The following is a 22,882-nucleotide window of genomic DNA, read 5'->3' as shown; positions in this document are numbered from 1 at the left end:
GGTAAGGCGAAATGTCCGAAGCGACAACCAGGCTCAGTCCTGCAGGTCGCGCGGATGCGGCAGGTCGGGGAACATCTCCAGGCCGTAGTTGACCTTCAGGTTCTCGACCTCCGCCTGCAGTTGCTCGGGCGTCCGAAGCTCACGGTTGCGGGCTTCGTAGAAGTACTTGTCAATGCCGCCGTTGGGTTCGAAACCCGCACTGTCGGGGCCTGGCACGAACACCACAAGAATCCGGGCTTCCTCACCGACCACCTCATAGGTGTGCCGCTGATCCTTACGCCCCCAAACGAACTGGCCCTTCTTCGCGTTGTACGAACCGGCCTCGGTGTGGATCTTGATCTCGCCATCCATCACGAAGAAACCCTCCTCTTCGCGGTGGTGGATGTGCCAGACCGGCTCAGTTCCGCGTACCCAGTTGGTCTCGATGACGATCAGCTGGCCGTTCGTGGACTCACCGGTCGCATGAATCCAGAAATCCACACCCGTCATGAAGTCACCGGTCATGTTGAAGTGGATGTCCTCACGGTGGGACACGTAGCTCTCGCCATCCCGTGAAGTTGTCGGTTGGATCTGGTCGACGTCAGATCTGGTGGCCATGTCAATCCCTCTTCTGTCGGTGTGACGCCATGCGCCGGTGTTCGGCATCACGGCCTACCGAGGTTGAGATTAGACTCACAGTTGATTGTAGTCAACACAGTGTCTACTTTGCGATAACCATGCCGCCTTGTCGCCGTCAATCCGAAAATCGACAATATGTTGACTATCACCGACGTATGGTGCACGCTCAGATCCGCTGCGGAGCCGAAGGCAGACGCACTCGAAAATGGAGGTAGATCAATGAAATTGGAGCCGGAGTTCAGCTACACCGCAGAGCTTGCCGAACCCCAGATCGTCGGCCCGGGACCCTACGGACTACGCCAAGTCCTCGCCGTCACTGGAGGCAAAGTCACCGGCAACCGATTCAGCGGAACCGCCGCCCCCGGCGGCGGAGACTGGCTACTGGCCGGCGAGGACGGCTACGGCCGACTCGACGTACGCGCCCAGTTCTACACCGACGACGGCGCCGTCATCTACATGAGCTACCAAGGCCTCGTCGAAGTCACCGAGGCCGCCGCAGACGCCCTCGGCGGCGCCACCACCGGCACCGACTTCGGAGACCACTACTTCGTCACCACCCCACGCCTGGAATCCGGCCACCCCAAATACAAATGGGTCAACCAAACCATCTTCGTCGGCCAAGGACGCATCCAACCCGGACCCATCGTCGAATTCCAAGTCTTCCGAGTCACCGCATGAGTGTGCTGCATCCGCAGGTCCAGCAGCTGTTGCAGACCCTGTCCGCACGCCCCGCCGCACAGCCGTGGGAGATGTCGATCGCGGCATACAGGGAGGCGGGCGAGAAATTGATCGCGCTGGCGGGTAGCGTCGATACTCGTTGCACCGTAAAAGATTTCACCATCCCCGTCTGCCAAGGGGTGGTCGCGGCGCGGTGCTACCGCCCACCCGTAGCCGGACCGGCGCTGCCGGGCGTCGTTTATCTGCATGGCGGGGCATTCGTCCGGGGAAGCCTGGACACCCACGATCGGCTCTGCCGAAAACTCTGCGTGCGGGGCGATCTCATCGTGATTTCCGTTGCATACCGCCTCGCGCCAGAAAACCGGTTTCCCTGTGCTCACCATGACGCCGCCGATGCCACCTCTTGGGTGAGTGAGCATGCCGACGAACTCGGCATCGACGTCGAAGCGCTCGCGATCGCCGGTGATTCGTCGGGAGGCGCACTGGCGGCAAGCGTTGCGCTCGCCTCGCGAGAACAAGGCCCTTCGATCCAGGCCCAGGGCCTGCTGTGTCCGGCGCTCGATGCCACCATGAGCAGTGACTCCGTCCAGCGCTACAAGGACGGCCCATTCCTCACCCGGGCCACGCTCGAATGGGCGTACGACATGTACGTGCCCGAGGCCGACGACCGTCGCTTGACCGTCGCTTCACCGTTGCTGACGCAGAACCTCACAAGCGCCCCACCTGCCGTGATCATCTCTGCTCAGGTGGATCCTGTCGCCGACGACGCCCACCGCTACGGTGAAAACCTCGGAGCGGCGGGGATCAACGTCAAAGCACATGAGTACGAAGGCATGCCACATAGCTTCCCGTTGTTGGCAGGTGTACTCGACGACGGCGATCACGCCATCACGGTATTCGCGAGAGAACTCTCCGAGCTGCTCAAATAGGCACTCTGGTGCGGCGAGCGGTGAGTTCTCGCCGGATTCTGGTTGCGCCTGAACCGCAGCCGACCGTGCACGGTGCGAAATCCGCGTACCGGCACCAACTTTGACCTTGCGTCCGGGGTCGCCGAGGCGACTCCTCGCGCCCACCAGGTCCCACAATCATCCATCGTCCAGACCGTCCAACCAAAGGAAACCAACGATGATTCCCTTTCCAGGTGACGAATATGCGCCCTTCCCGCGACGCCGCCGCGGCACCTCACGTCATAGCAGTCCCCGGTCGTCGGGGATCTGGGTCAGGGCGGTGGTCGTTGCCCTCTGCATCGTTGTGTCAGCGCCGTTTTCGGCGAACATGCCGGATGCCCGGGCCGACGAATCACGGTACCTGACATTCTATACGCCACCGAATCCACTGCCCGCGGGCGCGCCGGGCGACCTCATCCGCACGGAGCCATCCAGACTGGTTCTGGAGCCGTCCGGACAACTGGGTTCGTTCGTGGGGACCGGAACTCGAATCATGTATCGCAGCACCGATGCTCAGGGCCATCCCGTAGCGGTGACCGGCACCTACATCGAACCTCACGTCCCGTGGCCCGGCAACGGACCCCGCCCGCTGCTCGCCTACGCGACCGCCCCATACGGAATGGGAGAGCAGTGCGCTCCGTCTCGCCTGTTCAACCAAGGAATCCACGCCTCTTTGGACACGGGTTTCGACCTGATGTTCAATCTTGAGGAGGGATTCATCGCGACCCTGCTGGCGCGGGGCTTCGCGATAGTGGTCACTGACGGTGTCGGTTTAGGAGTTCACGGTCAGATGGCGCCACAGTTCCTGAACCGGGTGGCAGGCGGGACGGCACTCAACGACGCTGCGCGTGCGGCGATGAAACTGCCCGACACCTCGTTGCGTCCGGACGGGCCCGTCGCCTTCTGGGGCTGGCTGGCCGGCGGCGGACATTCAGCGTTGGCAGCGGCCGAGCTGGCCGGCGCGTACGCACCCGAACTCGATGTTGTCGGAACCTACGCCAACGGTGCGACAACCGACCTGCCCAGCATGCTGCCGCCCCTTGACGGGAACCAACTCGCCGGGTCACTCGGGTGGGTGCTGCGAGGCATTCAAGAGGCGTATCCTGATATGACACAACCGATTGCGGATTCCCTCACACCGCGCGGTGCGGAAATGCTGGCCAACACCAGTAGGCAGTGCATGATTCAAACCGGCATCGACTACGCGTTCCGGCATCTGCAGCCATGGTTCAAAAAGGATCTCTATCAATCGGTGCGGGAGGAGCCGCTCGCCTCGATCCTGGCGATGCAGCGGATCGGGAACGTGAAACCCACTGGTCCAGTGTATCTCTCACACAATCGGTGGGATTCCTTCGCGCCGTACGAGTCGGTGGTGGCCACCGCGCGAGATTGGTGCGCGCTGGGAGCCGACGTCACGTTATGGACCAACGAACAACCACCGTTCTTCAACAAGATGAACACCAATGCACTGTTGACCGCCTTCGTCGACGGCGAGCGGAGTATGGCTTGGATCTCCGATCGCTTCAACGGGGTGCCTACCACACCCACCTGCGCATGACGCGCCGCTAGAGCAGCAGAGAACCGGAATACCCTTGAGTACGCGGCAGGTTGGTGGAGAAATGACGCATCCGAACTTCGGCTCCTTCGGCGTTTTCGGCCTTTTCGAGCAGTGGAAACAACTGACCGGCGCGCAACTCAGGGACATCGAGGCGCTCGGCTATGGCGCCATCTGGGGAGGCGGCTCGCCGCCGGCTGACCTCGACTGGGTTGAGCCGCTCCTGGAACAGACCGAGAAGCTGCAGGTCGCAACGGGTATCGTCAACATCTGGTCGGCCGAAGCCGGGTTGGTTGCCGAGTCCTTTCACCGCATCGAGGCGACCCATCCGGGTCGGTTCCTGCTCGGCATCGGAGTCGGGCACCCCGAGCTGATCGCCGAGTACAAGAAGCCCTATGACGCGCTCACCGAATATCTGGACAAGCTCGACGAGTACGGAGTGCCCAAGGACCGGCGCGTCGTCGCCGCTCTCGGCCCACAGGTGCTCAAACTGTCCGCACGCCGCAGCGCCGGAGCCCACCCCTACCTGACCACCCCGGAGCACACTGCGAAGGCGCGTCAATTGGTCGGCGCTGATGCGTTCATCGCCCCTGTGCAGAAGGTGGCGCTGATCGCCGACGCTACACAGGCACGGGCCGTCGGGCGGAAGTCCCTCGACATCTACCTGAACGGGACCAACTACGTGAACAACTTGAAGCGGTTGGGGTTCACCGACACCGACGTCGCGACACCCGGCAGCGATGCGCTGATCGACGCCCTCGTCGCGTACGGCAGCGCCGATGCCGTCGCGGCCAGGCTCAAAGAGCATCTGGCCGTCGGCGCGAATCACGTGCCCGTGCAGGCCCTGACCGGGTTCGACACGCTGATTCCCACGCTCGCCGCACTGGCCGGACCGCTTGGCCTCCACTGAACCCACAATGGACGGTGATGCGCCGGCGTGCCGCCAAGGCAACTGTGAATGCCGTAACCGGAAGCCAGATCGACGGCTGTAGGTTCCCAGTTTCGGTGACACTTCGCCCCATATCTGCGTGTCACGCCTTCTTCCAGGCCGCGCTGCCGCCGCTGGGACGGGCCGGCCCGGCTGACGACACTGACGTTGAACGCAGCGCCACGCTGGTTGCCGTCAAAGCGACCGGCGTGGCCGTCGCATTCGCGCGCTATGTGGACATATCGCAGGCGTATCCAAAACCACATACGTGCTGACAACAGCGCACCGCATTGACTGACGGCATGACTGTGAACAGCTACCGCTCAGTGCAATTGGTCCTTCTTGCAGTATCTGTCCTGCTCTGCACCGCACTTCTCGGCGTCCTCGTGCACGAGTCTGTGGTGTCCCCGTCCTCCGCGGCAGGGGCAGCTATCCTCGTCAAACACCACGACCTGCTTGGCCCGCCCGGTGCGGCGCCTTCACGCTCCCGAGTCGGCGTCGCCGACGGTGTCATTGACGACGGAGTGACGGTCTTCGACGAAACTTCGCCGGCCGTCGTCAATCTCGACCCCGACCTGCTCGGCGCTCTGCGCATGGCGGCAACGCAGGCAGCAGACGAAGGTGTCGTATTCGTTGTCAACAGCGGTTGGCGTTCGGCCGCATACCAGGAACAGCTTCTGCGTGAGGCGATCGCGCAGTACGGCTCGGCCGACGAAGCCGCTCGATGGGTGGCCACCCCGACCACGTCTGCTCACGTGTCGGGCGACGCGGTAGACATCGGGCCCGCCGAGGCCGCGTCGTGGTTGTCCACGCACGGCGCCGAACACGGGTTGTGCCAGATCTACACCAACGAACAGTGGCATTTCGAACTGCGTCCGGACGCGAACAATCACGGCTGCCCGCCGCTGTATGCCGACCCGACGGAGGATCCAAGGATGCAGAAGTAAACGTCCGTCATCACGCTGCGCGAATGGGGCGCGCCATTGCCATTTCGCGCGGCGATCGGTCAACGAGGTCGTGGTCGCCATCAGCTGCTTCGACGAATCCGTGCCGTCGGTAGAAACCAATGGCGCGCGTGTTGTTCGCGATGACACGCAGACTCAATGCGATCGCACCTGCTGACGGGCCCACTCGACGATTGATTCCACCAGCAGGCCGGCCGCCCCGGACCCGCGCGCAATGGGGTTGACCCACAGCGATCTCAACTGACACTCATCTGCTGACACGATGAGTCCGCTCACCAAGCCGATCGGCTGGTTAGCCCTCTCTGCCACCAGGTTGTAAGCGGTTCTCGTCTCGAAGCGCTCACGCCATCGCGGCAGGCCGATGCTCGACCACTCGGAAAGTCGCGCCGTGAACGCGTCAGGTGCGTCCGTCAGCGCCGCGATGCGAAGCTGGCACCACAAATCCCACTCGTCGGCGCCGATCGGCCGAACCGTCACGTCCCGATCAGTCGACTCGGACAATCTGCCCCGGCCTATTGTTCACGAATCAATCTTCCCTCCGCTTCTCGATCGCCGCTCGAACGGGCGGTCCGCAGGGTGAGGTGACGACACAGCACGACGGCGAACTTGGCGGGTGGGCGCCGAGATCGACCTCGTACCTCGCGCCGCCCGGGGCCATAAATATTCTCTTGCATCTATATAGACAAGTTGCGATACTCAATACATGGACGTCTTCGAGGCCGTAGCCGAGCCGAACCGGCGGGCGTTGTTGGATGCGCTCATCGACGGTGAGCGCACCGCCGGTGAGTTGGTGGCGACGCTCCCCGAACTGACACAGCCGACCGTGTCGCGCCATCTCAAGGTGCTGCGGGAAGTCGGCCTGGTCGAGATGCGACCCGATGCCCAGCGGCGCATCTACGCGCTGCGTGCCGACGGCCTGGTGCAGATCGACGAATGGATCGAACGCTATCGCCGCTACTGGACCAACCATCTCGACGCCCTCGAACGCCACCTCACAAAGACACACAAGGAGACGAAATGATCGGCCGCGAAGGAAAACTCACGATCGAGGGAGATCTGGCGGTGCTCACATTCGAACGCCGGCTCCCCTTTCCGGTGGACGCGGTGTGGTCGGCGATCACCGATCCGGCAGAGCGCAAACAGTGGATGGGCGAGACGACAATCGATGCCCGCGAAGGCGGCACGATCGAGACCGTCGCCGACGGCCCGCCGGTACCACCCGAGGTCAAGAAGATGACCGGGCGGATCCGGGTCTGGGATCCGCCGAACGTGTTCGAGCACGAGTGGAGCCAGCCGATACTCACCGACACCGGTTGCGGTGTGGTGCGTTACGAGCTCACACCGGATGGCGACGGAACCCTGTTGAGGTTCAGCCATCGTGGCCTGACGGTCCGGGACGGACAGGGATTCTTCCCCGGAACGCACGCCTTCCTCGACCGGATGGAAGCCCACCTCGCCGGCGAACCGCTGCCGGAGTGGGGCCAGCGTTATCAAGAAGTCGCACAATCACTAGGAGAGAATTAGCCATGTACCACAACGGAATTGACGTCGCAGCACCCACCGTCGCAGTCGCGTACCACTCCGGCTTCGGCCACACCGCGACCCTCGCACAAGCGGTAGCCGCAGGCGCCCACGAAGGCGGCGCGGCCGTCAATGTCATCGCCGTCGACACCATGACCGAGGCCGACTGGGATGTCCTGGACAACGTGGACGCGATGATCTTCGGCAGCGCGACGTACATGGGCAACGTATCCGCCGGATTCCAGGCGTTCGCCGAGCAGACCGGGCGGCGTTGCCTCAACGGCACTTGGCGCGACAAGATCGCGGCTGGATTCACCAACTCCGGCGCCAAGGCCGGTGACAAGCTCAACACGCTGAGCTCGTTGGCGATATTCGCCGCGCAGCACCACATGCATTGGGTGAACCTCGGTTTGGGTGCGGGCTGGAACAGCTCTGCCGGCAGTGAGAACGATCTCAACCGGCTGGGCTTCTGGCTCGGCGCGGCCGCGTCGACCGATGTCGACGCCAACCCCGACCAGGTTCATCCCTCCGATGTGCAGACCTGCCGTCACCTCGGCCGGCGGATCGCCGAGGTGACGCGGCAACTCAACATCGGCCGCACCGTCAGTTCAGCGGCTTCAGGTCCTGCAGCATCGTCGGCACCAGTTCGCTGACCGTCGGGTGGATGTGCATGGTGCGTGAAATCGCGGTGTAGGGCTTTTTCGCGGTCATGATGTCGAGAATCGAGTGAATCACCTCGTCGCCACCGACGCCGAGGATGGCCGCACCGAGTATCTCCTCGGTCTCGGCATCCACCACGACTTTCATGAAGCCCTGCGTCTCGCCCTTCTCGACCGCACGGCCGACTCGTGTCATGGGACGCTTGCCCACCAAGGCTTTTCGGCCCGACGCGCGGACCTGGTCGACGGTCATCCCGGCCCGGCCCAACGGTGGGTCGATATACAGGGCATAGGTCGTGACGCGGTCGCTGACGCGGCGTGGATCATCGTCGAGCAGATTGGCCGCCACGATCTCGAAGTCGTTGTAGGACGTGTGGGTGAACGCACCCTTGCCGTTGCAGTCCCCCATGGCCCAGATGTGCTCGACGTTCGTGCGCAACTGATCGTCGACGACGACGTAGCCCCGCTTGTCGGTCTCCACACCGGCGTTCTCGAGCCCGAGATCGTCGGTATTGGGCACCCGGCCGACCGCCATCAGCAGATGAGTGCCGGCGATGGGTTCCGCCCCGTCTGCCGGCACGACCTCAAAGCCGTTGTCGCGCTTGGTGAACCGGATGCCGGTCGCGTCGAGCACCACCGCGATGCCCTCGGCCTCCAGGATCTCTTTGATCGTGGCCGAAACGTCCTCGTCCTCGCGCGAGGTCAGGCGCGGCCCTTTCTCGATCACGGTGACCTGAGCGCCGAAACGCCGGTACATCTGCGCGAACTCCAGGGCGATGTAGCTTCCGCCGATGATGACGAGATGCTCGGGCAGTGAATCAAGTTCCAGGATACCGACATTCGTCAGGTAGTCGATACCGTCGAGACCTGGGAAGTCGGGCGCGACCGCGCGGCCGCCGACATTGAGGAAAATCTTGTCCGCGGTGAGAAGCTGCCCGTCGACGTCGACCGTGTGCGGGTCGACGAACCTGGCATGACCGCGAATCAGCGTGGCGCCGTCCATACCTTCGAGCCACGATTCGACCCCGTGGCGATCGTCGAGCATGATTTTGTCTTTGCGCGCCTTGACTTTCGCCATGTCCACCGCGATGTCGCCGGTGCCGACACCGTATTCGGCGCCGCGACGGGCGAGGTGGGCGGCGTGGGCACTTGCCACGAGCGTCTTGGTGGGGATGCAACCGTAGTTGACGCAGGTACCGCCGACGAGTTTGCGTTCGATGACCGCCACCGTCTGGCCGTCAGCGGTCAAGCGCCCGGCCAGCGGCGGTCCGGCCTGGCCCGCGCCGATGACGATGGCGTCGTACTTCTGCGCCGGGGCCATCGGTTAGACGACCGCAGTCAACGCCGCGACGGCGAATCCACCGAGCACCGCGACGGCGTCTTCGACGAGGGCGATCGGCAGATCGCGGCCATCGTTGGCCGCCACCAACCGTTTACGCGCCTCATACCCGCCGAGCGTTCCCAGTACCGCGCCCACGATTCCCGCGCCCAGACCGCCGATGGTGTAACCCCACGCCGTGCCGATGACCGCACCCGCGAAGCCACCGGTGATCAGGCGGGCCCCGAACTGGATCGGGGTCTTGCGACTGGGCGTGCTCGGCAGCTGGTCGGTAACCAGTTCTCCCACAGCAAGAATCGTCAGAATCGTGACCGTCACGGGATGTGCCAACCACTCGACCCACGTGCCGTCGAGGTTGATCCAGCTCAGTGCCGCCGCCCATGCCACCGCCGCCGGGGCGGAGAATGCGCGTAGCCCTGCCACCACACCGATCAGCAGAGCCAGCAACAGAACCAGAAAGTGCGTCATGGCAACCTCCGAGGCGGGAATGTCACCCGGACGCTAGCACGCACGACGCCGCAGCGCCGGACTATCAGAAGCGGCAGAACCGGATGTCGGAGGCCAGTATCGCTTTCGCGCCGATCGCGGCGATCTCGTCCATGATGGAGTTCACGTCACGGCGCGGCACGAGCGCCCGCACCGCCACCCAGTCCGGATCGGCGAGCGGCGCGATTGTCGGCGACTCCAGGCCCGGCGTGACCGCGGTGGCCTGCTCCAAAACCGCACGCGGACAGTCGTAGTCCAGCATCAGGTACTGCTGGCCGAACACCACGCCCTGGACCCGTGCAGTCAGCTGATCGCGCGCCGCCGCGGCCGCGTCGCCGTCGGCCCCGTCACGTTCGATCAGCACGGCCTCCGATTCGCACAGCGGTGCGCCGAACGCCACGAGATTGTGCAAGCCGAGCGTGCGCCCGGAGCCCACCACGTCAGCGATCACGTCGGCGACGCCGAGCTGAATCGAGATCTCGACCGCACCGTCGAGCCGGATCACCGTGGCGTCGATCCCCTGTGCCGCCAGGTCTTTTCGGACCAGGTTGGGAAACGACGTCGCAATCCGCTTTCCGGCCAGATCCTGCGGGGTCCAGTCCCGCCCGGCAGGCGCTGCGTAGCGGAACGTCGAGGCGCCGAAGCCGAGCGAGAGCCGCTCACGCACCGGCGCGTCGGAGTCGGCGGCGAGGTCACGTCCGGTGATGCCCAGGTCGAGCTGACCGGAGCCGACGTAGATCGCGATGTCCTTGGGCCGCAGGAAGAAGAACTCGACGTTGTTGGCCGGATCGACGACCGTCAGGTCTTTGGGATCACGGCGGCGCCGGTAGCCGGCCTCGGCGAGAATCTCGGCGGCCGATTCACTGAGCGCGCCCTTGTTGGGGACCGCGACGCGCAACATCTGGTCAGCCACGCTCACAGCTTCCGGTAGACGTCGTCGAGGGTCAGACCGCGCGAGATCATCAGCACCTGGGTCCAGTACAGCAACTGGCTGACCTCCTCGGCCAGTGCCTCGTCACTCTCGTGCTCGGCGGCCAGCCACACTTCGCCGGCTTCCTCAAGGATCTTCTTGCCGAGCCCGTGTACACCGGCATCAAGCGCCGCGACCGTGCCGCTGCCGGCGGGCCTGGTCTGCGCTTTGTCGCTGAGCTCGGCGAACAGGGCGTCGAAGGTCTTCACAGGCATGAATTGTTTCATGCGTGCCGCCGGTCATTGTGCGGGGTGGGGACGCTGTCAGGTTCGCAGCGCCTCGGCGTGCATGTCCTCGAGATGCTTGCCCTTGGTTTCCTCGACCCACCGCCAGACGAAGATGAACGACAGCACCGCACACAGCGCGTAGAAGCCGTACGCCACGCCGAGCACGTTGCGAAGCTCCGGGAAGGACACGGTGATGAGCCAGTTCGCCACCCACTGGCCGGCGGCGGCCAGGCCGAGCGCCGCGGCGCGGATGCGGTTGGGGAACATCTCGCCGAGCAGCACCCACACGACCGGCCCCCAGGACATACCGAAGGCCACCACGAAGAGGTTGGCCGCGATCAGCGCGATGGGCCCGGCCGCGCCGCTCAACTGAGGCTGGCCGTCGACCTGCGGAGCGGTTCCGAAGATCACCGCCATGGTGCCGAGGGTGACCGCCATTCCGGTGGACCCGATCAGCAGCAGTGGCTTGCGGCCGATCTTGTCGATCAACGCGATCGCGATGAGCGTCGTGACGATGTTGGTCACCGAGGTGATCACCGTGATGGTGAAGGCCTGGCTCTCGTCGAATCCGACGGCCTCCCACAACACATTCGAGTAGTAGAAGATCACGTTGATGCCGACGAACTGCTGAAAGATCGACAGACCCAACCCGACCCAGACGATGCCGTAGAGCCCGCCGATCGCCGCGACCCCGACACCGAGTGCCCCGAACACCAGCGCCAGCAGCCACCATCCGAAGAAGACCGCCACCACGGCCAGCACGATGAAAAGCAGCATCAGCCACCACAGATACCGCCGCACCCAGGCGGTGAAAGAGCTCGCGGACATCCCCGGCAGCCGCGGCTTGAGCAGGTCCTGCCACGACGGCGGTTTCTCCGATTTCAGCGAGTCTTCGATCCGGTGGATCGTGATCTCCAGGTTCTTCTCGCCGAGAAGCATGGTCAGGACTCTGCGGGCCTCCGGGATCCGGAACTGGGCCACCAGATACCGCGGTGACTCCGGGATGGTGTAGGCCAACACGCCATAAACGATGGCAGGCACAGCCATCACCAAGAACATCCACCGCCAGGCCGCCATCCCCAGCCACAGTTCTTCGCGCGACCCGCCGGCCAGGTGCGCGAGCAGGTAGTCAATCGACAGGGACAGGAAAATGCCCGTCACGATCGCGAGCTGCTGCAGGGAGCCGAGCCGACCGCGGATACGCGGCGGTGCGGTTTCGGCAATATAGGTCGGTGCGATGACCGATGCCACGCCAACACCGAGACCGCCCACGATGCGAAAGACGACGACGAGCCAGATGTGTGTGGCAAACGCGGTGCCGATCGCGCTGACGAAGAACAACACCGCGGCGAGCTTCATGACGGAGCGCCTGCCGATCTTGTCGGCCAGCCGCCCCGCGGTCAGCGCCCCGACGGCAGCACCCAACAGTGCCGAGGCCACCGCGAAGCCCAGTGTCACGTCGTTGATGGCGAATTCGTCCTGCAAGGCGGCAACCGCCCCGTTGATCACCGCGCTGTCGTAGCCGAAGAGCAAACCACCGAGCGCCGCCACCGAGGCGATGCGGACCACTTTGCCGCTGTGCTCGGATTCCTCGTAATCGATGCCTGATTCAGAATCGCCGACCGGCCCATGAGTCATGTGACACCCCTCCGCGCGATGCGTGATCAGGATCACATTCAATCACAGCGCGGGATCAGGCGGTGCGTTCTCCGGCTTGCGAATTCAAGCTGTGATAGACGGCGCGAAGCTCTGCCACGTCGAGTTGGGTCAGCGATGAAACGTGCCGGCGGTGCGGACCGTAGGGCACCTCGACGTCGTTGGGCACGACGAGAACCGGGCACCCCGCGGCCTCGGCCGACGTCGTGCCCGTCACCGAGTCCTCAACCGCCAGGCAGTGCGCTGTCGACACACCGAGCAGTTCGGCGGCACGGAGGTACGGATCTGGTGCCGGCTTGCCGTTTTCGACCTCGTCGCCGCACACGGTGATCGAAAAGTAATGGCGGCCAATGCTATTGAGGGCCCGCTCGGCGAGTTCACGGCGCGTGTTCGTCACGAGGGCCATCGGTATGCCTGCCGCGGTCAGACTGTCGAGCATCTCTTGCGCACCGGGCCGCCAGGGCAGGCCCTGCTCGAAAAGCTCACCGGTGTAGTCATGCAACCAATCTGCGGATTCGGCCATCGCAACCGGATCAGGGTCGAGGCCGATGTCGTCGTAGACGATCCGCATGACGGTCTCGGCAGAACCGCCGACCGTGGATTCCCGTACCTCGGGCGTGAGCACCGCACCCATGCGCGCATACAGCGCATGCATCGAGATGTCCCAGAGCTTTTCGGAATCGACCAGGGTGCCGTCCATGTCCCAGAGCACCGCCAGCATGTACTCGATTGTGTCATGACGACGACAGCCGAGTCACATCAGCAAAGTTGTCGGACCGCTCACTTACCGTGGAACTCATGACAATTCTTGTGACCGGCGCCACGGGAAACATCGGCCGACGCATCGTGGACGAGTTGATCACCTTGGGGGCCACCGACATCCGGGCACTCACCAAAAACCCGGCCAAGGCGAACCTGCCTGCAGGTGTGAGCGTTCTCACCGGCTTCCTCGGCGACCTCGACTCCCTTGACGGGGTCTTCGACGGGGTCGAGCGCATGTATCTGGCTCCGTACCCGCCGACGCTGGACGCCACGCTCGAGCGCATCAAGCAGGCCGGGGTCGGCTACGTCGTCGCGCTGTCGGGCGGCGCGCACTGGACCGAACACGCCGACGCCGTGCGCGCGTCCGGTCTCCCCCACACCCAGCTCGGGCCGGGAGAATTCATCGACAACTTCACGATCTGGGCCGAGCAGATCAAGCAGACGGGAACCGTTCGCGAACCCTATCCGTCGGTGGTCGAGGCGCCGATCAGCATGGACGACATCGCCCGTGTCGCCGCGCGGCTGCTGGTCGAACCCGCGCACCACGGCGAGATGCTGGATCTCACCGGACCCGAGGCGCTGAGCCGCGCCGAGATCGCCCGCCAGATCGGCGTGGGCATCGGCCGGTCCGTCGCGTTCGAGCAGTGCGACCGCGCCGAAGCCGAAGCCGCGCTTCGGCCGATCATGGGTGACGCCGCGGCGTGGTATCTCGACGCGGTCAGCGCCGGCGAGGAGCCGCAGCGGGCCAACCAATTGGTGGCCGAACTGACCGGAACCCCGGCGATGTCCGTGGCGCAGTGGGCCGCGCGCAACGCCGAACAGTTCCGTTAGACGTCAGTCCTCGGGGTTGTAGCCGAGGTTGGGCGCGAGCCAGCGCTCGGCCTCGGCCAGCGTCCAGCCCTTGCGCTTGGCGTAGTCGGCGACCTGGTCTTGGGCGAGCCTGCCGACCACGAAGTACTGCGACTGCGGGTGGGAGAAGTACCAGCCGCTGACGGCGGCACCGGGCCACATCGCCATCGACTCGGTCAGCTCGATGCCGGTCCGCTTGGTGACGTCCAGCAACGAGAACAACGTCACCTTCTCGGTGTGCTCCGGGCAGGCCGGATAACCGGGCGCGGGGCGGATGCCCACGTACTTCTCGGCGATGAGTGCCTCGTTGTCCAGCTGCTCGTCGGGCTGATAGCCCCAGAACTCCTCGCGGACCCGTTGGTGCATCCGTTCGGCGAACGCCTCTGCCAGCCGGTCGGCGAGCGACTCCAGCAGGATCGCGCTGTAGTCGTCGTGATCGGCCTTGAACTCGGCGATCTTGTCCTGGCTGCCGAGCCCCGCGGTGACGGCGAACGCGCCGACGTAGTCGGCCAGACCGGTCGCCTTCGGCGCGACGAAATCACCCAGCGACCGGTTCGGGATACCGTCGCGGTGCTCGCCCTGCTGGCGCAGGTTGTGCAGCGTCGTCAGCACCTCGGAGCGGGTCTCGTCGGTGTACACCTCGATGTCGTCACCGACCGCGTTGGCCGGGAAGAACCCGATCACCCCGTTGGCGGTCAGCCACTTCTCCTTGATCAGGGTGTCGAGCATCTCCTGGGCGTCGTCGTACAGCTTGCGCGCCGCCTCACCCGATGCGGGGTTGTTGAGGATGTCGGGGAATCTGCCCTTCATCTCCCAGGCGTTGAAGAACGGCTGCCAGTCGATGTATTCGCGCAGCTCCGAGAGGTCGTAGTTGGTGAACTCTCGCACGCCGAGCCCCTGGGCCGGCACCGGCGGCCTGTAGCCGTCCCACTCGATCGGCGTCCGGTTGGCACGCGCCTTCTCCAGCGTCACCATCGGCCGCTCGTTCTTCTGGGCGTGCCGTTCTCGAAGCGACGCGTAGTCCTTCTCGGTGGCTTCCAGCAGCGCCGGCCGCTGCCTGTCGTCGAGCAGCGCGGCGGCGACCGGCACCGAGCGGGACGCGTCCTTGACCCAGACCACGGGACCGCTACGACGTGGCGCCACCTTGACGGCCGTGTGGGCCCGTGAGGTGGTCGCGCCACCGATCAGCAGGGGGATCTCAAGCCCTTCGCGTTCCATCTCGACGGCGAAGTTGACCATCTCATCCAGGGACGGGGTGATCAGGCCGGACAGCCCGATGATGTCGGCGTCGTGCTCCTTGGCCGCGTCCAGGATCTTCTGCGCGGGCACCATCACACCCAGATCGATCACTTCAAAGTTGTTGCACTGCAGGACGACTCCGACGATGTTCTTGCCGATGTCGTGGACGTCGCCCTTCACGGTGGCCATGATGATGGTGCCGTTGGTGTCCTTCGCTGCCGCGGTGCCGTTCTGCTCCTTCTCCGCTTCGATGAACGGCAGCAGGTAGGCGACGGCCTTCTTCATCACCCGGGCCGACTTCACGACCTGGGGCAGGAACATCTTGCCCGAGCCGAAGAGGTCACCGACGACGTTCATGCCGTCCATCAGCGGGCCCTCGATCACCTCGATCGGGCGACCACCTGCGGCGGCGATCTCGGCCCGCAACTCCTCGGTGTCGTCGTCGACGTGCGCGTCGATGCCCTTCACCAGGGCGTGCGTGATGCGCTCGCGGACGGGCAGGCTGCGCCACTCGGCCGCCTGCGTGTCGTCGGACTTATCCGTCTTGTTGAACCGCTCGGCGATCTCCAGGAGCCGCTCGGCCGCGTCGTCGCGCCGGTTGAGAACGACGTCCTCGATACGGTCGCGCAGTTCGGGGTCGATCGAGTCGTAGGGCACCAGCGCGCCCGCGTTGACGATGCCCATGTCGAGGCCCGCCTTGATGGCGTGGAACAGGAACACGGCGTGGATCGCCTCGCGCACCGGGTTGTTGCCCCGGAACGAGAACGAGACATTGGAGATACCGCCGGAGATGTGCACCCCGGGCAGGTTCTCCTTGATCCAGGCGCACGCGTTGATGAAGTCGATGCCGTAGGTCGCGTGCTCCTCGATACCGGTCGCCAGCGCGAAGCAGTTCGGGTCGAAGATGATGTCCTCGGCCGGGAAGCCGACCTCTTCGGTCAGGATCCGGTAGGCACGCCCGCAGATCTGCTCGCGGCGCTCCAGGTTGTCGGCCTGCCCCTGCTCGTCGAACGCCATCACGACGACGGCGGCGCCGAACTTCCGGCACAACCGCGCCTCACGGACGAACTTCTCCTCGCCCTCCTTCAGCGAGATCGAGTTGACGATCGGCTTGCCCTGCACGTTCTTCAGACCGGCCTCGATGACCTCCCACTTCGAGGAGTCGATCATCACCGGAACGCGGCTGATGTCCGGCTCGGCCGCGATCAGCTTGGTGAACCGGTCCATCGCGGCGACACCGTCGATCATGCCCTCGTCCATGTTGATGTCGATGACCTGCGCACCGACCTCGACCTGTTGCAGGGCGACCGACAGCGCGGTGTCGTAGTCCTCGGCCTTGATCAGGTTGCGGAACCGGGCGGAGCCGGTGATGTTGGTGCGCTCACCGATGTTGACGAACAGCGAGTCTTCGGTGATGTTGAGCGGCTCCAGGCCCGACAGCCGGGTGGCCACCTCGATCTCAGGCACCTGACGCGGCGGCTTGCCCTCGACGGCCTTGGCGATCTCGGCGATGTGCGCCGGTGTGGTTCCGCAGCATCCACCGACGAGGTTGACGAAACCGGCTTCGGCGAACTCGGCGACATAACCCGCCTGACGCTTCGGGGACTCGTCGTACTCGCCGAACGCGTTGGGCAGGCCGGCATTCGGGTAGCAGGAGACGAAAGTGTCGGCGATGCGCGACATCTCGGCGATGTAGGGCCTCATCTCGGGGGCACCCAGGGCACAGTTGAGTCCCACCGCGAGCGGCTTAGCGTGCCGGATCGAGTTCCAGAACGCTTCGGTGACCTGACCGGACAACGTCCGCCCGGACGCATCTGTGATGGTGCCCGAGATGATCACCGGCCAGCGGCGGCCACGCTCCTCGAACAGCGTCTCGATGGCGAACACCGCGGCCTTCGCGTTCAGCGTGTCGAAGATCGTCTCGACGATGATGAGGTCGGCGCCACCGTCGACCAGGCCGTTGGCGGCTTCGAGGTAGGCGGCGACCAGCTGGTCGTAGGAGACGTTGCGGGCACCGGGGTCGTTGACGTCGGGCGAGATCGACGCGGTCCGCGTCGTCGGCCCGAGCGCGCCGGCGACGTAGCGGGGCTTGTCGGCCGTGCTGAACTCGTCGCAGGCCTTGCGGGCCAGGGCGGCGCCTGCGTAGTTCAGCTCGTAGCTCAGCTCGGCCATGTCGTAATCGGAGAGCGAAACCGCGTTCGCGTTGAACGTATTGGTCTCCAGGATGTCGGCGCCCGCCTCGAGGTACTCGCGGTGGATTCCCTCGATGATGTGCGGCTGCGTCAGGTTGAGCAGATCGTTGTTGCCCTGAACCGGGCTCGGCCAGTCCTTGAACCGCTCGCCGCGGTAACCGGCCTCATCCGGGCGGTCGCGCTGGATCGCCGTGCCCATCGCACCGTCGATCACCACGATCCGTTCGCGCATGGCAGCCGTCAGTTCGTCGCTGCAGTCGGGGCGGATGTTGGGCGCGAAATCTGGCCGTGAGGCGGTTACGGGGGTGGTCACAGTGCACTCCTTCCGTAGCGGAAGGCGTCCTTGACTCTGTCGAGCGTGGCGGATACCGGCGTAACCGGAATCCGTTGCAACGCCTCTCGACCAGAAAAGTCTACGTCGTCACCTGATCGACGTCTGGACGCCCAACCCGTCGCTGCGATCGACCCGACCCGGTCAGTGCTACCAGATTGCGGCCGAACGTATTTCATCGCGACCGCGTCGGCGCACACCGTTGGGCACCCGCGACGCGATCGTCAGCAGCAGTCACATGAACAGGGTAGTCCGTCTATGCAAGTTGCTCTTCCCGCAAGCGGCTCATCGGGGCAAAGTTGCCTCGTCGCGCGACGGACTCATCGGGGCGAAGCCGACCCGCCCGCTCAAGCGGCTCATTGGCACCACCCAGGGCTTACGCTGGCAGTGTGACATCGTCGTATCCGAACGCCGGCCGGCCCGCCGACCTGCCCGAATTGGAAGACGCCATCGTGGTGGCAGCTTTCGAGGGCTGGAACGATGCCGGCGATGCGGCCAGTGACGCACTGGACCACCTGGATGCGATCTGGGAAGCCGAACCGATCGTCGAGATCGACGACGAGTCGTACTACGACTATCAGGTGAACCGGCCGGTCATCCGCCAGGTCGACGGCGTGACCAGGGAACTGGTGTGGCCGTCGATGCGGATATCGCACTGCCGCCCACCGGGCAGCAACCGCGATGTCGTGCTGATGCACGGTGTCGAGCCGAACATGCGCTGGCGCACCTTCTGCGCCGAGTTGCTCGCGATCGCCGACAAGCTGAACGTCCAGACCGTCGTGATTCTCGGCGCGCTGCTCGCCGACACGCCGCACACCCGCCCGGTTCCGGTGTCGGGCGCGGCGTACTCCTCGGATTCGGCGAAGTTCTTCGGTCTGGAGGAGACCCGGTACGAGGGGCCCACCGGCATCGCCGGCGTCTTCCAGGACGCGTGCGTGCAGGCCGGGATCCCCGCGGTGACGTTCTGGGCGGCGGTCCCCCACTACGTGTCCCAGCCGCCCAACCCGAAGGCGACCGTGGCCCTGCTGCGCCGGGTCGAGGACGTGCTCGACGTCGAGGTGCCACTCGCCGATCTGCCCGCGGCGGCCGAGGAATGGGAGGCGGCGGTCACCGAGATGACCGCCGACGACGAGGAGATCGCCGAGTACGTCGCCTCACTGGAGCAGCGCGGCGACGCCGAAGTCGACATGCACGAGGTGCTGGGCAAGATCGACGGCGACGCGCTGGCGGCGGAGTTCGAACGCTACCTGCGCCGGCGCGGCCGTTAGACCCGCTCGGGCTTGGGCGCCTTCCAGGTTCCGTTGAGCGCGTCCGGCTTGGGCCAGTAGAGCCGCAGGACGAGCATGAACGGACCCTTCGGGGCAGGCAGCCAGTTCGCCGCCTGCGCGGGGTTCCCGACGCCCGGTGACTCGTTCTGGATCGTGAGTGTGTAGCCCCCGTCCGGATCGGGCACGAGGGTGTCCAGCATCTCCGAGTTGATCAGGTAGCGGTCGATCGGGTTGGCCACGAGCTGGCTGGCCGGTAGTTCGTACATGGTCAACGACCAGAACGCGTTGACCGGCGGAAGCTGGTCCTTCGCGAACCGATAGGTGTACCTGTTCGCCCCGGTCAGCGGTTCACCCTTGGAATCCGCCGTCGCACCGGGATAGAGCGCCTCGGCCGCGGTGTTGCCGTAGATACCGAGCACCGCGCCGGCCATCCGGTACAGGTAATTGCCTTTGAGGTCGGCCGGGGTCCCGAAGAACTGTGCCGAACCGACCTGGTCGGTGTCGACCTTCTCCTTCTTGAACGTGTTGAACTCGGCCCAGGCATCGGCCATTCCGTCCTCGATGGCCTTGCGCGTCTCCGGCGTCAGTTTGTCGGCGTCGAAATCGCCGTCGGGACCGATACCGATGGTCGCGAACCGCGCCCGCATCTCCTGTTCCTCCGGCTTGACCGGGGCGAACCGCAGCGCGGTGTTGAGGATCTCGAAAAACTGCGGCGAGGTCTTCTGGGCCTCTGGCGTCAACGGCGGGGTGAAATCGATCGGCGGAGCCGCGGGCGGCGACGGCTGTTTGAGGTACACCGACAGCGGGGCCACCTGGTACCCGGCCTGAATCTTCTTGACGGCGTCGAGGTCGGATTCCCCGAAGAGCTGGGTGCGGTACAGGACGAACGCCAGGTCGGTGTCGGACCGGATGACCTCTTTGATGCCCTCGGGCTTGTTCCCCTGCCAACCGGGCCCGGCCAGCAGGTAGCTGCCGCCGCCGTTGCCGGTGGTGCGGCTGCCGACGTAGGCGAAGTTGTAGGTGTAGCCGTCGATGAACTGCAACGAGTAGTAGCGGTCCTGCTCGATCGGCGGAACCGTCAGCACGAGAGGTTCGGTGCGCAGGTCGGCGCCGACGAACGAGTACGGCGTGTCGGAGTTCGGCGTCTGGATCGCCTTGTCCTCGGGCGTGTACACCCGCGCGGTGTTGTGGATGTCGTTCCAGCCGCCCTTGTACTCGGGATCGTCCTTGTTGACGAAGTAGGCGTACTGGACCCGGTAGGAGTCGACCATCGGGAAGCCGTAGATGTAGGCCTCCTTGGCGATGGCGCGCACCTGGTCGAGCGGCATGGCCTGCTGCGACGGTGCCGGCTGGTCGGGCTGTTCGGGCTCGGTCGCGCACGCCACCAGGCTGGCTGCAAGGATCATGACCAGAGCCAGAATCCGCACGGTCAGCTCTCCAGGGCTTCGGTGCGGGCACTTGTCGAGCGCCCGAGCGCGGCGGCCTCGGCATCGAGCCTGGGCAGCAGCTCCGGGGTGAACTTGCGGATGTCGCGCTCGGCCAGCGGCGTCGCCACCACCGGCCGGATCCAGCGGAACAGGCCGACCCAGTCCGGGCAGTAGATGCGCTTCTTGCGGCCCTCGATGCCCTTGACGAAGGCCTCGCCGCACTTGGCGACGGTGGTGGTCTGCTTGAGCGGGCCCGGCATCTTGGCGAGCATCTCGCGGAACGTCGACAGGTCCGCTTTGGCGTCCTGTACGAGCGGGGTGTCGATCCAGCTCATGTGCGCCGAGCCGACATCCACGCCCAGGTGGGCGACCTCGAGTCGCAACGTGTTCGCGAAGTACTCGGCGCCGGCCTTCGACGCGTGATACGCGGCGAGCCCGGGGGCAGACGTGAAGGCCGCGAGCGACGACACCACCAGGACGTAGCCGCGCCGGTCGATCACCGCGGGCAGCGTCGCCCGGACGGTGTTGAACACGCCGACCACGTTGACGTCGATGACGCGCTTGAACGCCTCGGGATCCACCTGCATGACCGAGCCGAAGCTCGCGATGCCCGCGTTGGCCAGCACGATGTCGATGCCGCCGAACCGTTCGACGGCGGCGTCGGCGGCTTTCTGCATCGCGGGCAGATCGCGCACGTCGGCCAGTGCGGTCATCACGTGTTCGTCGCCGAGCTCGGCGGCCAGCGCCGTCAACGGTGCCTCGTCCAGATCGGTGAGAACGAGTTTGGCGCCCTTCTTCCGCAGCCGTCGGGCGACTTCCTCCCCGACGCCGCGGGCGCCACCGGTGATGAAGACGACCTTGCCGTTGACTGAGCTCATGGCGGACATAGTCGCCTAAGGTACCCGCCGGTCGAGTTAGAGGTCCACACCCAACAACGCGTCGACGGTGGCGGCGACCAGCCGGCCGGATTCGGTGTCGTGCCCGCCGTACGACAACGCGTCGGTACACCAACCATCAACTGCTGCAAGTGCTTTCGGCGTGTCCAGATCATCGGCGAGGTATTGCCGCACGCGCGCCACCACGTCGGTCGCGTCCGGCGCGGCGGGCAGGGCCGTCGCGCTGCGCCAGCGCGCCAGCCGGGTGTTGGCCTCGTCGAGCACCTGCCGGCTCCACGACCGGTCGGCGCGATAGTGCCCCGACAGCAGCCCGAGCCGGATCGCGCCGGGATCGACGCCGTCGGCGCGCAGCCGCGACACCAACACGAGGTTGCCCCGGCTCTTGCTCATCTTGTGGCCGTCCCAGCCGATCATGCCGGCGTGCACGTAGTGGCGGGCGAATCGTCGCTCCCCCGTTACCGATTCGGCGTGCGCGGCCGAGAACTCGTGGTGCGGGAAGATCAGGTCGCTACCGCCGCCCTGGATGTCGAGCCCGGTGCCGATGCGGGTGAGCGCGATCGCCGAACACTCGACGTGCCAGCCGGGGCGGCCCGGACCGAACGGTGACGGCCAGCTCGGCTCGCCCGGCCGGTGCGCGCGCCACAACAGCGCGTCGAGCTCGTCGCTCTTGCCGGCCCGGTCGGGATCGCCGCCGCGTTCGCCGAACAGCCGCAGCATCGTCTCGCGGTCGTAACCCGACTCGTAGCCGAACTGCGTGGTGGCGTCGGCCCGGTAGTAGACATCGGGATATCCGGGTTCGTTGGGATCGTCGACGACGTAGGCCGCGCCGGACGCCAACAGCTTTTCGACCACCTCGATGACCTCGGCGATCGCGTCGGTCGCGGCCACATAGTCGTGCGGCGGCAGCACCCGCAGCGCCGTCATGTCCTCGCGGAACAACTGCGTCTCGCGGTCGCCGAGTGCGCGCCAGTCGATGCCGTCGCGCTCGGCGCGCTCGAACAGCGGGTCGTCGACGTCGGTGACGTTCTGCACGTAATGCACGGTGTGCCCGGCGTCCAACCACAGCCGGTGCACGAGGTCGAACGTGAGATAGGTGGCGGCATGGCCGAGGTGGGTCGCGTCGTACGGCGTGATGCCGCACACGTACATGGTCGCCTTCGGGCCCGGCGACACCGGGCGCACCTGGCGGTCGGCGCTGTCGTAGAGCCGCAACTGCGGACCGCGCCCCGGCACCACGGGGATCTGGGGAGCCGACCACGATTGCATGGCATCGACTTTAAGGTGCTCGCTCAGAACGGCCTCCCGCCGGTCGGTTCCGCACAGTTCAGGTAGACAGACAACCGCGCGCGCCGATCCATTCCCGGCCCGG

General features: G+C 65.4%; 22 protein-coding genes. 10 read left to right on the top strand and 12 right to left on the bottom strand.

The annotated features are described in order from the left end of the window. Positions 1-33 precede the first annotated feature (33 nt). Positions 34-597 (bottom strand): cupin domain-containing protein, encoded by a 564-nt coding sequence (locus AWC31_RS33205; RefSeq protein ID WP_085149588.1) that lies wholly within the window; start codon positions 595-597, stop codon positions 34-36. 240 nt (positions 598-837) lie between these two features. On the opposite strand from AWC31_RS33205, the gene AWC31_RS33200 reads away from it, so the two are divergent. The 5 genes from AWC31_RS33200 to AWC31_RS33180 all read left to right on the top strand — a co-directional run bounded on the left by AWC31_RS33200 (position 838) and on the right by AWC31_RS33180 (position 5,673). Further along, positions 838-1,296 carry a DUF3237 domain-containing protein gene (locus AWC31_RS33200; RefSeq protein WP_085149585.1) on the top strand — a complete coding sequence of 153 codons (459 nt, stop codon included), beginning with the start codon at positions 838-840 and terminating at the stop codon, positions 1,294-1,296. Further along, the gene (locus AWC31_RS33195) at positions 1,293-2,225 is read left to right on the top strand and encodes an alpha/beta hydrolase (protein WP_085149582.1); all 933 of its coding nucleotides are present in this window, start codon (positions 1,293-1,295) and stop codon (positions 2,223-2,225) included. The genes AWC31_RS33200 and AWC31_RS33195 overlap by 4 nt, the downstream gene beginning before the upstream one ends. A 346-nt stretch (positions 2,226-2,571) precedes the next feature. Continuing rightward, complete coding sequence (locus tag AWC31_RS33190; protein WP_085149578.1) at positions 2,572-3,801, top strand: lipase family protein; 1,230 nt, start codon at positions 2,572-2,574, stop codon at positions 3,799-3,801. A gap of 61 nt (positions 3,802-3,862) precedes the next feature. Then, entirely contained in the window at positions 3,863-4,708 is an 846-nt protein-coding gene (locus AWC31_RS33185) for an LLM class F420-dependent oxidoreductase (protein ID WP_085149575.1), read from the top strand. A 320-nt stretch (positions 4,709-5,028) separates the two neighbouring features. Continuing rightward, on the top strand, positions 5,029-5,673 hold the full coding sequence (locus tag AWC31_RS33180) for a M15 family metallopeptidase (RefSeq protein WP_085149571.1): 645 nt from the start codon (positions 5,029-5,031) through the stop codon (positions 5,671-5,673). Positions 5,674-5,826: 153 nt separating this feature from the next. Here the strand turns inward: AWC31_RS33180 and AWC31_RS33175 are convergent, their stop codons facing one another. Beyond that, positions 5,827-6,168, bottom strand: coding sequence for a GNAT family N-acetyltransferase (locus AWC31_RS33175; protein ID WP_165766097.1), 342 nt, complete (start codon positions 6,166-6,168; stop codon positions 5,827-5,829). Positions 6,169-6,394: 226 nt separating this feature from the next. On the opposite strand from AWC31_RS33175, the gene AWC31_RS33170 reads away from it, so the two are divergent. Genes AWC31_RS33170 through AWC31_RS33160 form a run of 3 tightly spaced genes read left to right on the top strand, consistent with a single transcriptional unit; the run spans position 6,395 to position 7,865 of the window. Beyond that, entirely contained in the window at positions 6,395-6,712 is a 318-nt protein-coding gene (locus tag AWC31_RS33170; protein ID WP_085149565.1) for an ArsR/SmtB family transcription factor, read from the top strand. After that, positions 6,709-7,215 (top strand): SRPBCC family protein, encoded by a 507-nt coding sequence (locus AWC31_RS33165; protein ID WP_085149562.1) that lies wholly within the window; start codon positions 6,709-6,711, stop codon positions 7,213-7,215. The genes AWC31_RS33170 and AWC31_RS33165 overlap by 4 nt, the downstream gene beginning before the upstream one ends. A 2-nt stretch (positions 7,216-7,217) precedes the next feature. Further along, entirely contained in the window at positions 7,218-7,865 is a 648-nt protein-coding gene (locus AWC31_RS33160) for a flavodoxin family protein (protein ID WP_085149558.1), read from the top strand. Here the strand turns inward: AWC31_RS33160 and AWC31_RS33155 are convergent. The 6 genes from AWC31_RS33155 to AWC31_RS33130 form a co-directional block, all read right to left on the bottom strand. Next, entirely contained in the window at positions 7,816-9,192 is a 1,377-nt protein-coding gene (locus AWC31_RS33155; protein WP_085149555.1) for an FAD-containing oxidoreductase, read from the bottom strand. The two genes, AWC31_RS33160 and AWC31_RS33155, sit on opposite strands and share 50 nt — an antisense overlap. A gap of 3 nt (positions 9,193-9,195) precedes the next feature. Next, a complete protein-coding gene (locus AWC31_RS33150) occupies positions 9,196-9,678 on the bottom strand; it encodes a DUF4126 family protein (RefSeq protein ID WP_085149553.1) in 483 nt (160 codons plus the stop codon). A 64-nt stretch (positions 9,679-9,742) separates the two neighbouring features. Next, positions 9,743-10,597 carry an ATP phosphoribosyltransferase gene (gene hisG, locus AWC31_RS33145; RefSeq protein WP_067858941.1) on the bottom strand — a complete coding sequence of 285 codons (855 nt, stop codon included), beginning with the start codon at positions 10,595-10,597 and terminating at the stop codon, positions 9,743-9,745. Positions 10,598-10,611: 14 nt separating this feature from the next. Then, complete coding sequence (locus AWC31_RS33140) at positions 10,612-10,893, bottom strand: phosphoribosyl-ATP diphosphatase (RefSeq protein WP_067858838.1); 282 nt, start codon at positions 10,891-10,893, stop codon at positions 10,612-10,614. Between the two features lie 36 nt (positions 10,894-10,929). Next, on the bottom strand, positions 10,930-12,531 hold the full coding sequence (locus tag AWC31_RS33135) for a sugar porter family MFS transporter (protein WP_085149958.1): 1,602 nt from the start codon (positions 12,529-12,531) through the stop codon (positions 10,930-10,932). A gap of 55 nt (positions 12,532-12,586) precedes the next feature. After that, on the bottom strand, positions 12,587-13,270 hold the full coding sequence (locus tag AWC31_RS33130; protein ID WP_085149550.1) for an HAD family hydrolase: 684 nt from the start codon (positions 13,268-13,270) through the stop codon (positions 12,587-12,589). A gap of 77 nt (positions 13,271-13,347) precedes the next feature. Here AWC31_RS33130 and AWC31_RS33125 point away from each other — a divergent pair, with 77 nt between their 5' ends. Continuing rightward, a complete protein-coding gene (locus AWC31_RS33125) occupies positions 13,348-14,142 on the top strand; it encodes an SDR family oxidoreductase (RefSeq protein WP_085149956.1) in 795 nt (264 codons plus the stop codon). 3 nt (positions 14,143-14,145) lie between these two features. Here the strand turns inward: AWC31_RS33125 and metH are convergent, their stop codons facing one another. Then, on the bottom strand, positions 14,146-17,904 hold the full coding sequence (metH, locus tag AWC31_RS33120) for a methionine synthase (RefSeq protein WP_085149547.1): 3,759 nt from the start codon (positions 17,902-17,904) through the stop codon (positions 14,146-14,148). Between the two features lie 407 nt (positions 17,905-18,311). Here metH and AWC31_RS33115 point away from each other — a divergent pair, with 407 nt between their 5' ends. Then, positions 18,312-19,190, top strand: a complete 879-nt coding sequence (locus AWC31_RS33115; protein ID WP_067858854.1) for a PAC2 family protein — start codon at positions 18,312-18,314, stop codon at positions 19,188-19,190. On the opposite strand, the gene AWC31_RS33110 is transcribed toward AWC31_RS33115, so the two are convergent. Genes AWC31_RS33110 through mshC form a run of 3 tightly spaced genes read right to left on the bottom strand, consistent with a single transcriptional unit; the run spans position 19,187 to position 22,779 of the window. Continuing rightward, positions 19,187-20,596 (bottom strand): DUF1254 domain-containing protein, encoded by a 1,410-nt coding sequence (locus AWC31_RS33110; RefSeq protein ID WP_085149954.1) that lies wholly within the window; start codon positions 20,594-20,596, stop codon positions 19,187-19,189. The genes AWC31_RS33115 and AWC31_RS33110 overlap by 4 nt on opposite strands. 23 nt (positions 20,597-20,619) lie before the next feature. After that, a complete protein-coding gene (locus tag AWC31_RS33105; protein WP_085149544.1) occupies positions 20,620-21,495 on the bottom strand; it encodes an SDR family oxidoreductase in 876 nt (291 codons plus the stop codon). Positions 21,496-21,531: 36 nt separating this feature from the next. Continuing rightward, positions 21,532-22,779, bottom strand: coding sequence for a cysteine--1-D-myo-inosityl 2-amino-2-deoxy-alpha-D-glucopyranoside ligase (gene mshC / locus AWC31_RS33100; RefSeq protein WP_085149541.1), 1,248 nt, complete (start codon positions 22,777-22,779; stop codon positions 21,532-21,534). Positions 22,780-22,882 lie beyond the last annotated feature (103 nt).

It is taken from the genome of Mycolicibacterium wolinskyi, assembly GCF_002101965.1.
GTDB classification, from domain to species: Bacteria; Actinomycetota; Actinomycetes; order Mycobacteriales; family Mycobacteriaceae; genus Mycobacterium; species Mycobacterium wolinskyi.
Note: the sequence above shows the minus strand (reverse complement) of the source record. Positions and strands in the feature narration are given on the sequence as shown.

Excerpts from the sequence above, each read along its gene's own strand:
- AWC31_RS33205 (WP_085149588.1), bottom strand. The coding sequence starts at position 597 with ATGGCCACCAGATCTGACGTCGACCAGATCCAACCGACAACTTCACGG.
- AWC31_RS33200 (WP_085149585.1), top strand. The coding sequence starts at position 838 with ATGAAATTGGAGCCGGAGTTCAGCTACACCGCAGAGCTTGCCGAACCC.
- AWC31_RS33195 (WP_085149582.1), top strand. The coding sequence starts at position 1,293 with ATGAGTGTGCTGCATCCGCAGGTCCAGCAGCTGTTGCAGACCCTGTCC.
- AWC31_RS33190 (WP_085149578.1), top strand. The coding sequence starts at position 2,572 with ATGCCGGATGCCCGGGCCGACGAATCACGGTACCTGACATTCTATACG.
- AWC31_RS33185 (WP_085149575.1), top strand. The coding sequence starts at position 3,863 with ATGACGCATCCGAACTTCGGCTCCTTCGGCGTTTTCGGCCTTTTCGAG.
- AWC31_RS33180 (WP_085149571.1), top strand. The coding sequence starts at position 5,029 with ATGACTGTGAACAGCTACCGCTCAGTGCAATTGGTCCTTCTTGCAGTA.
- AWC31_RS33170 (WP_085149565.1), top strand. The coding sequence starts at position 6,395 with ATGGACGTCTTCGAGGCCGTAGCCGAGCCGAACCGGCGGGCGTTGTTG.
- AWC31_RS33165 (WP_085149562.1), top strand. The coding sequence starts at position 6,709 with ATGATCGGCCGCGAAGGAAAACTCACGATCGAGGGAGATCTGGCGGTG.
- AWC31_RS33160 (WP_085149558.1), top strand. The coding sequence starts at position 7,218 with ATGTACCACAACGGAATTGACGTCGCAGCACCCACCGTCGCAGTCGCG.
- AWC31_RS33155 (WP_085149555.1), bottom strand. The coding sequence starts at position 9,192 with ATGGCCCCGGCGCAGAAGTACGACGCCATCGTCATCGGCGCGGGCCAG.
- AWC31_RS33150 (WP_085149553.1), bottom strand. The coding sequence starts at position 9,678 with ATGACGCACTTTCTGGTTCTGTTGCTGGCTCTGCTGATCGGTGTGGTG.
- hisG (WP_067858941.1), bottom strand. The coding sequence starts at position 10,597 with ATGTTGCGCGTCGCGGTCCCCAACAAGGGCGCGCTCAGTGAATCGGCC.
- AWC31_RS33140 (WP_067858838.1), bottom strand. The coding sequence starts at position 10,893 with ATGAAACAATTCATGCCTGTGAAGACCTTCGACGCCCTGTTCGCCGAG.
- AWC31_RS33135 (WP_085149958.1), bottom strand. The coding sequence starts at position 12,531 with ATGACTCATGGGCCGGTCGGCGATTCTGAATCAGGCATCGATTACGAG.
- AWC31_RS33130 (WP_085149550.1), bottom strand. The coding sequence starts at position 13,270 with ATGCTGGCGGTGCTCTGGGACATGGACGGCACCCTGGTCGATTCCGAA.
- AWC31_RS33125 (WP_085149956.1), top strand. The coding sequence starts at position 13,348 with ATGACAATTCTTGTGACCGGCGCCACGGGAAACATCGGCCGACGCATC.
- AWC31_RS33110 (WP_085149954.1), bottom strand. The coding sequence starts at position 20,596 with ATGATCCTTGCAGCCAGCCTGGTGGCGTGCGCGACCGAGCCCGAACAG.
- AWC31_RS33105 (WP_085149544.1), bottom strand. The coding sequence starts at position 21,495 with ATGAGCTCAGTCAACGGCAAGGTCGTCTTCATCACCGGTGGCGCCCGC.
- mshC (WP_085149541.1), bottom strand. The coding sequence starts at position 22,779 with ATGCAATCGTGGTCGGCTCCCCAGATCCCCGTGGTGCCGGGGCGCGGT.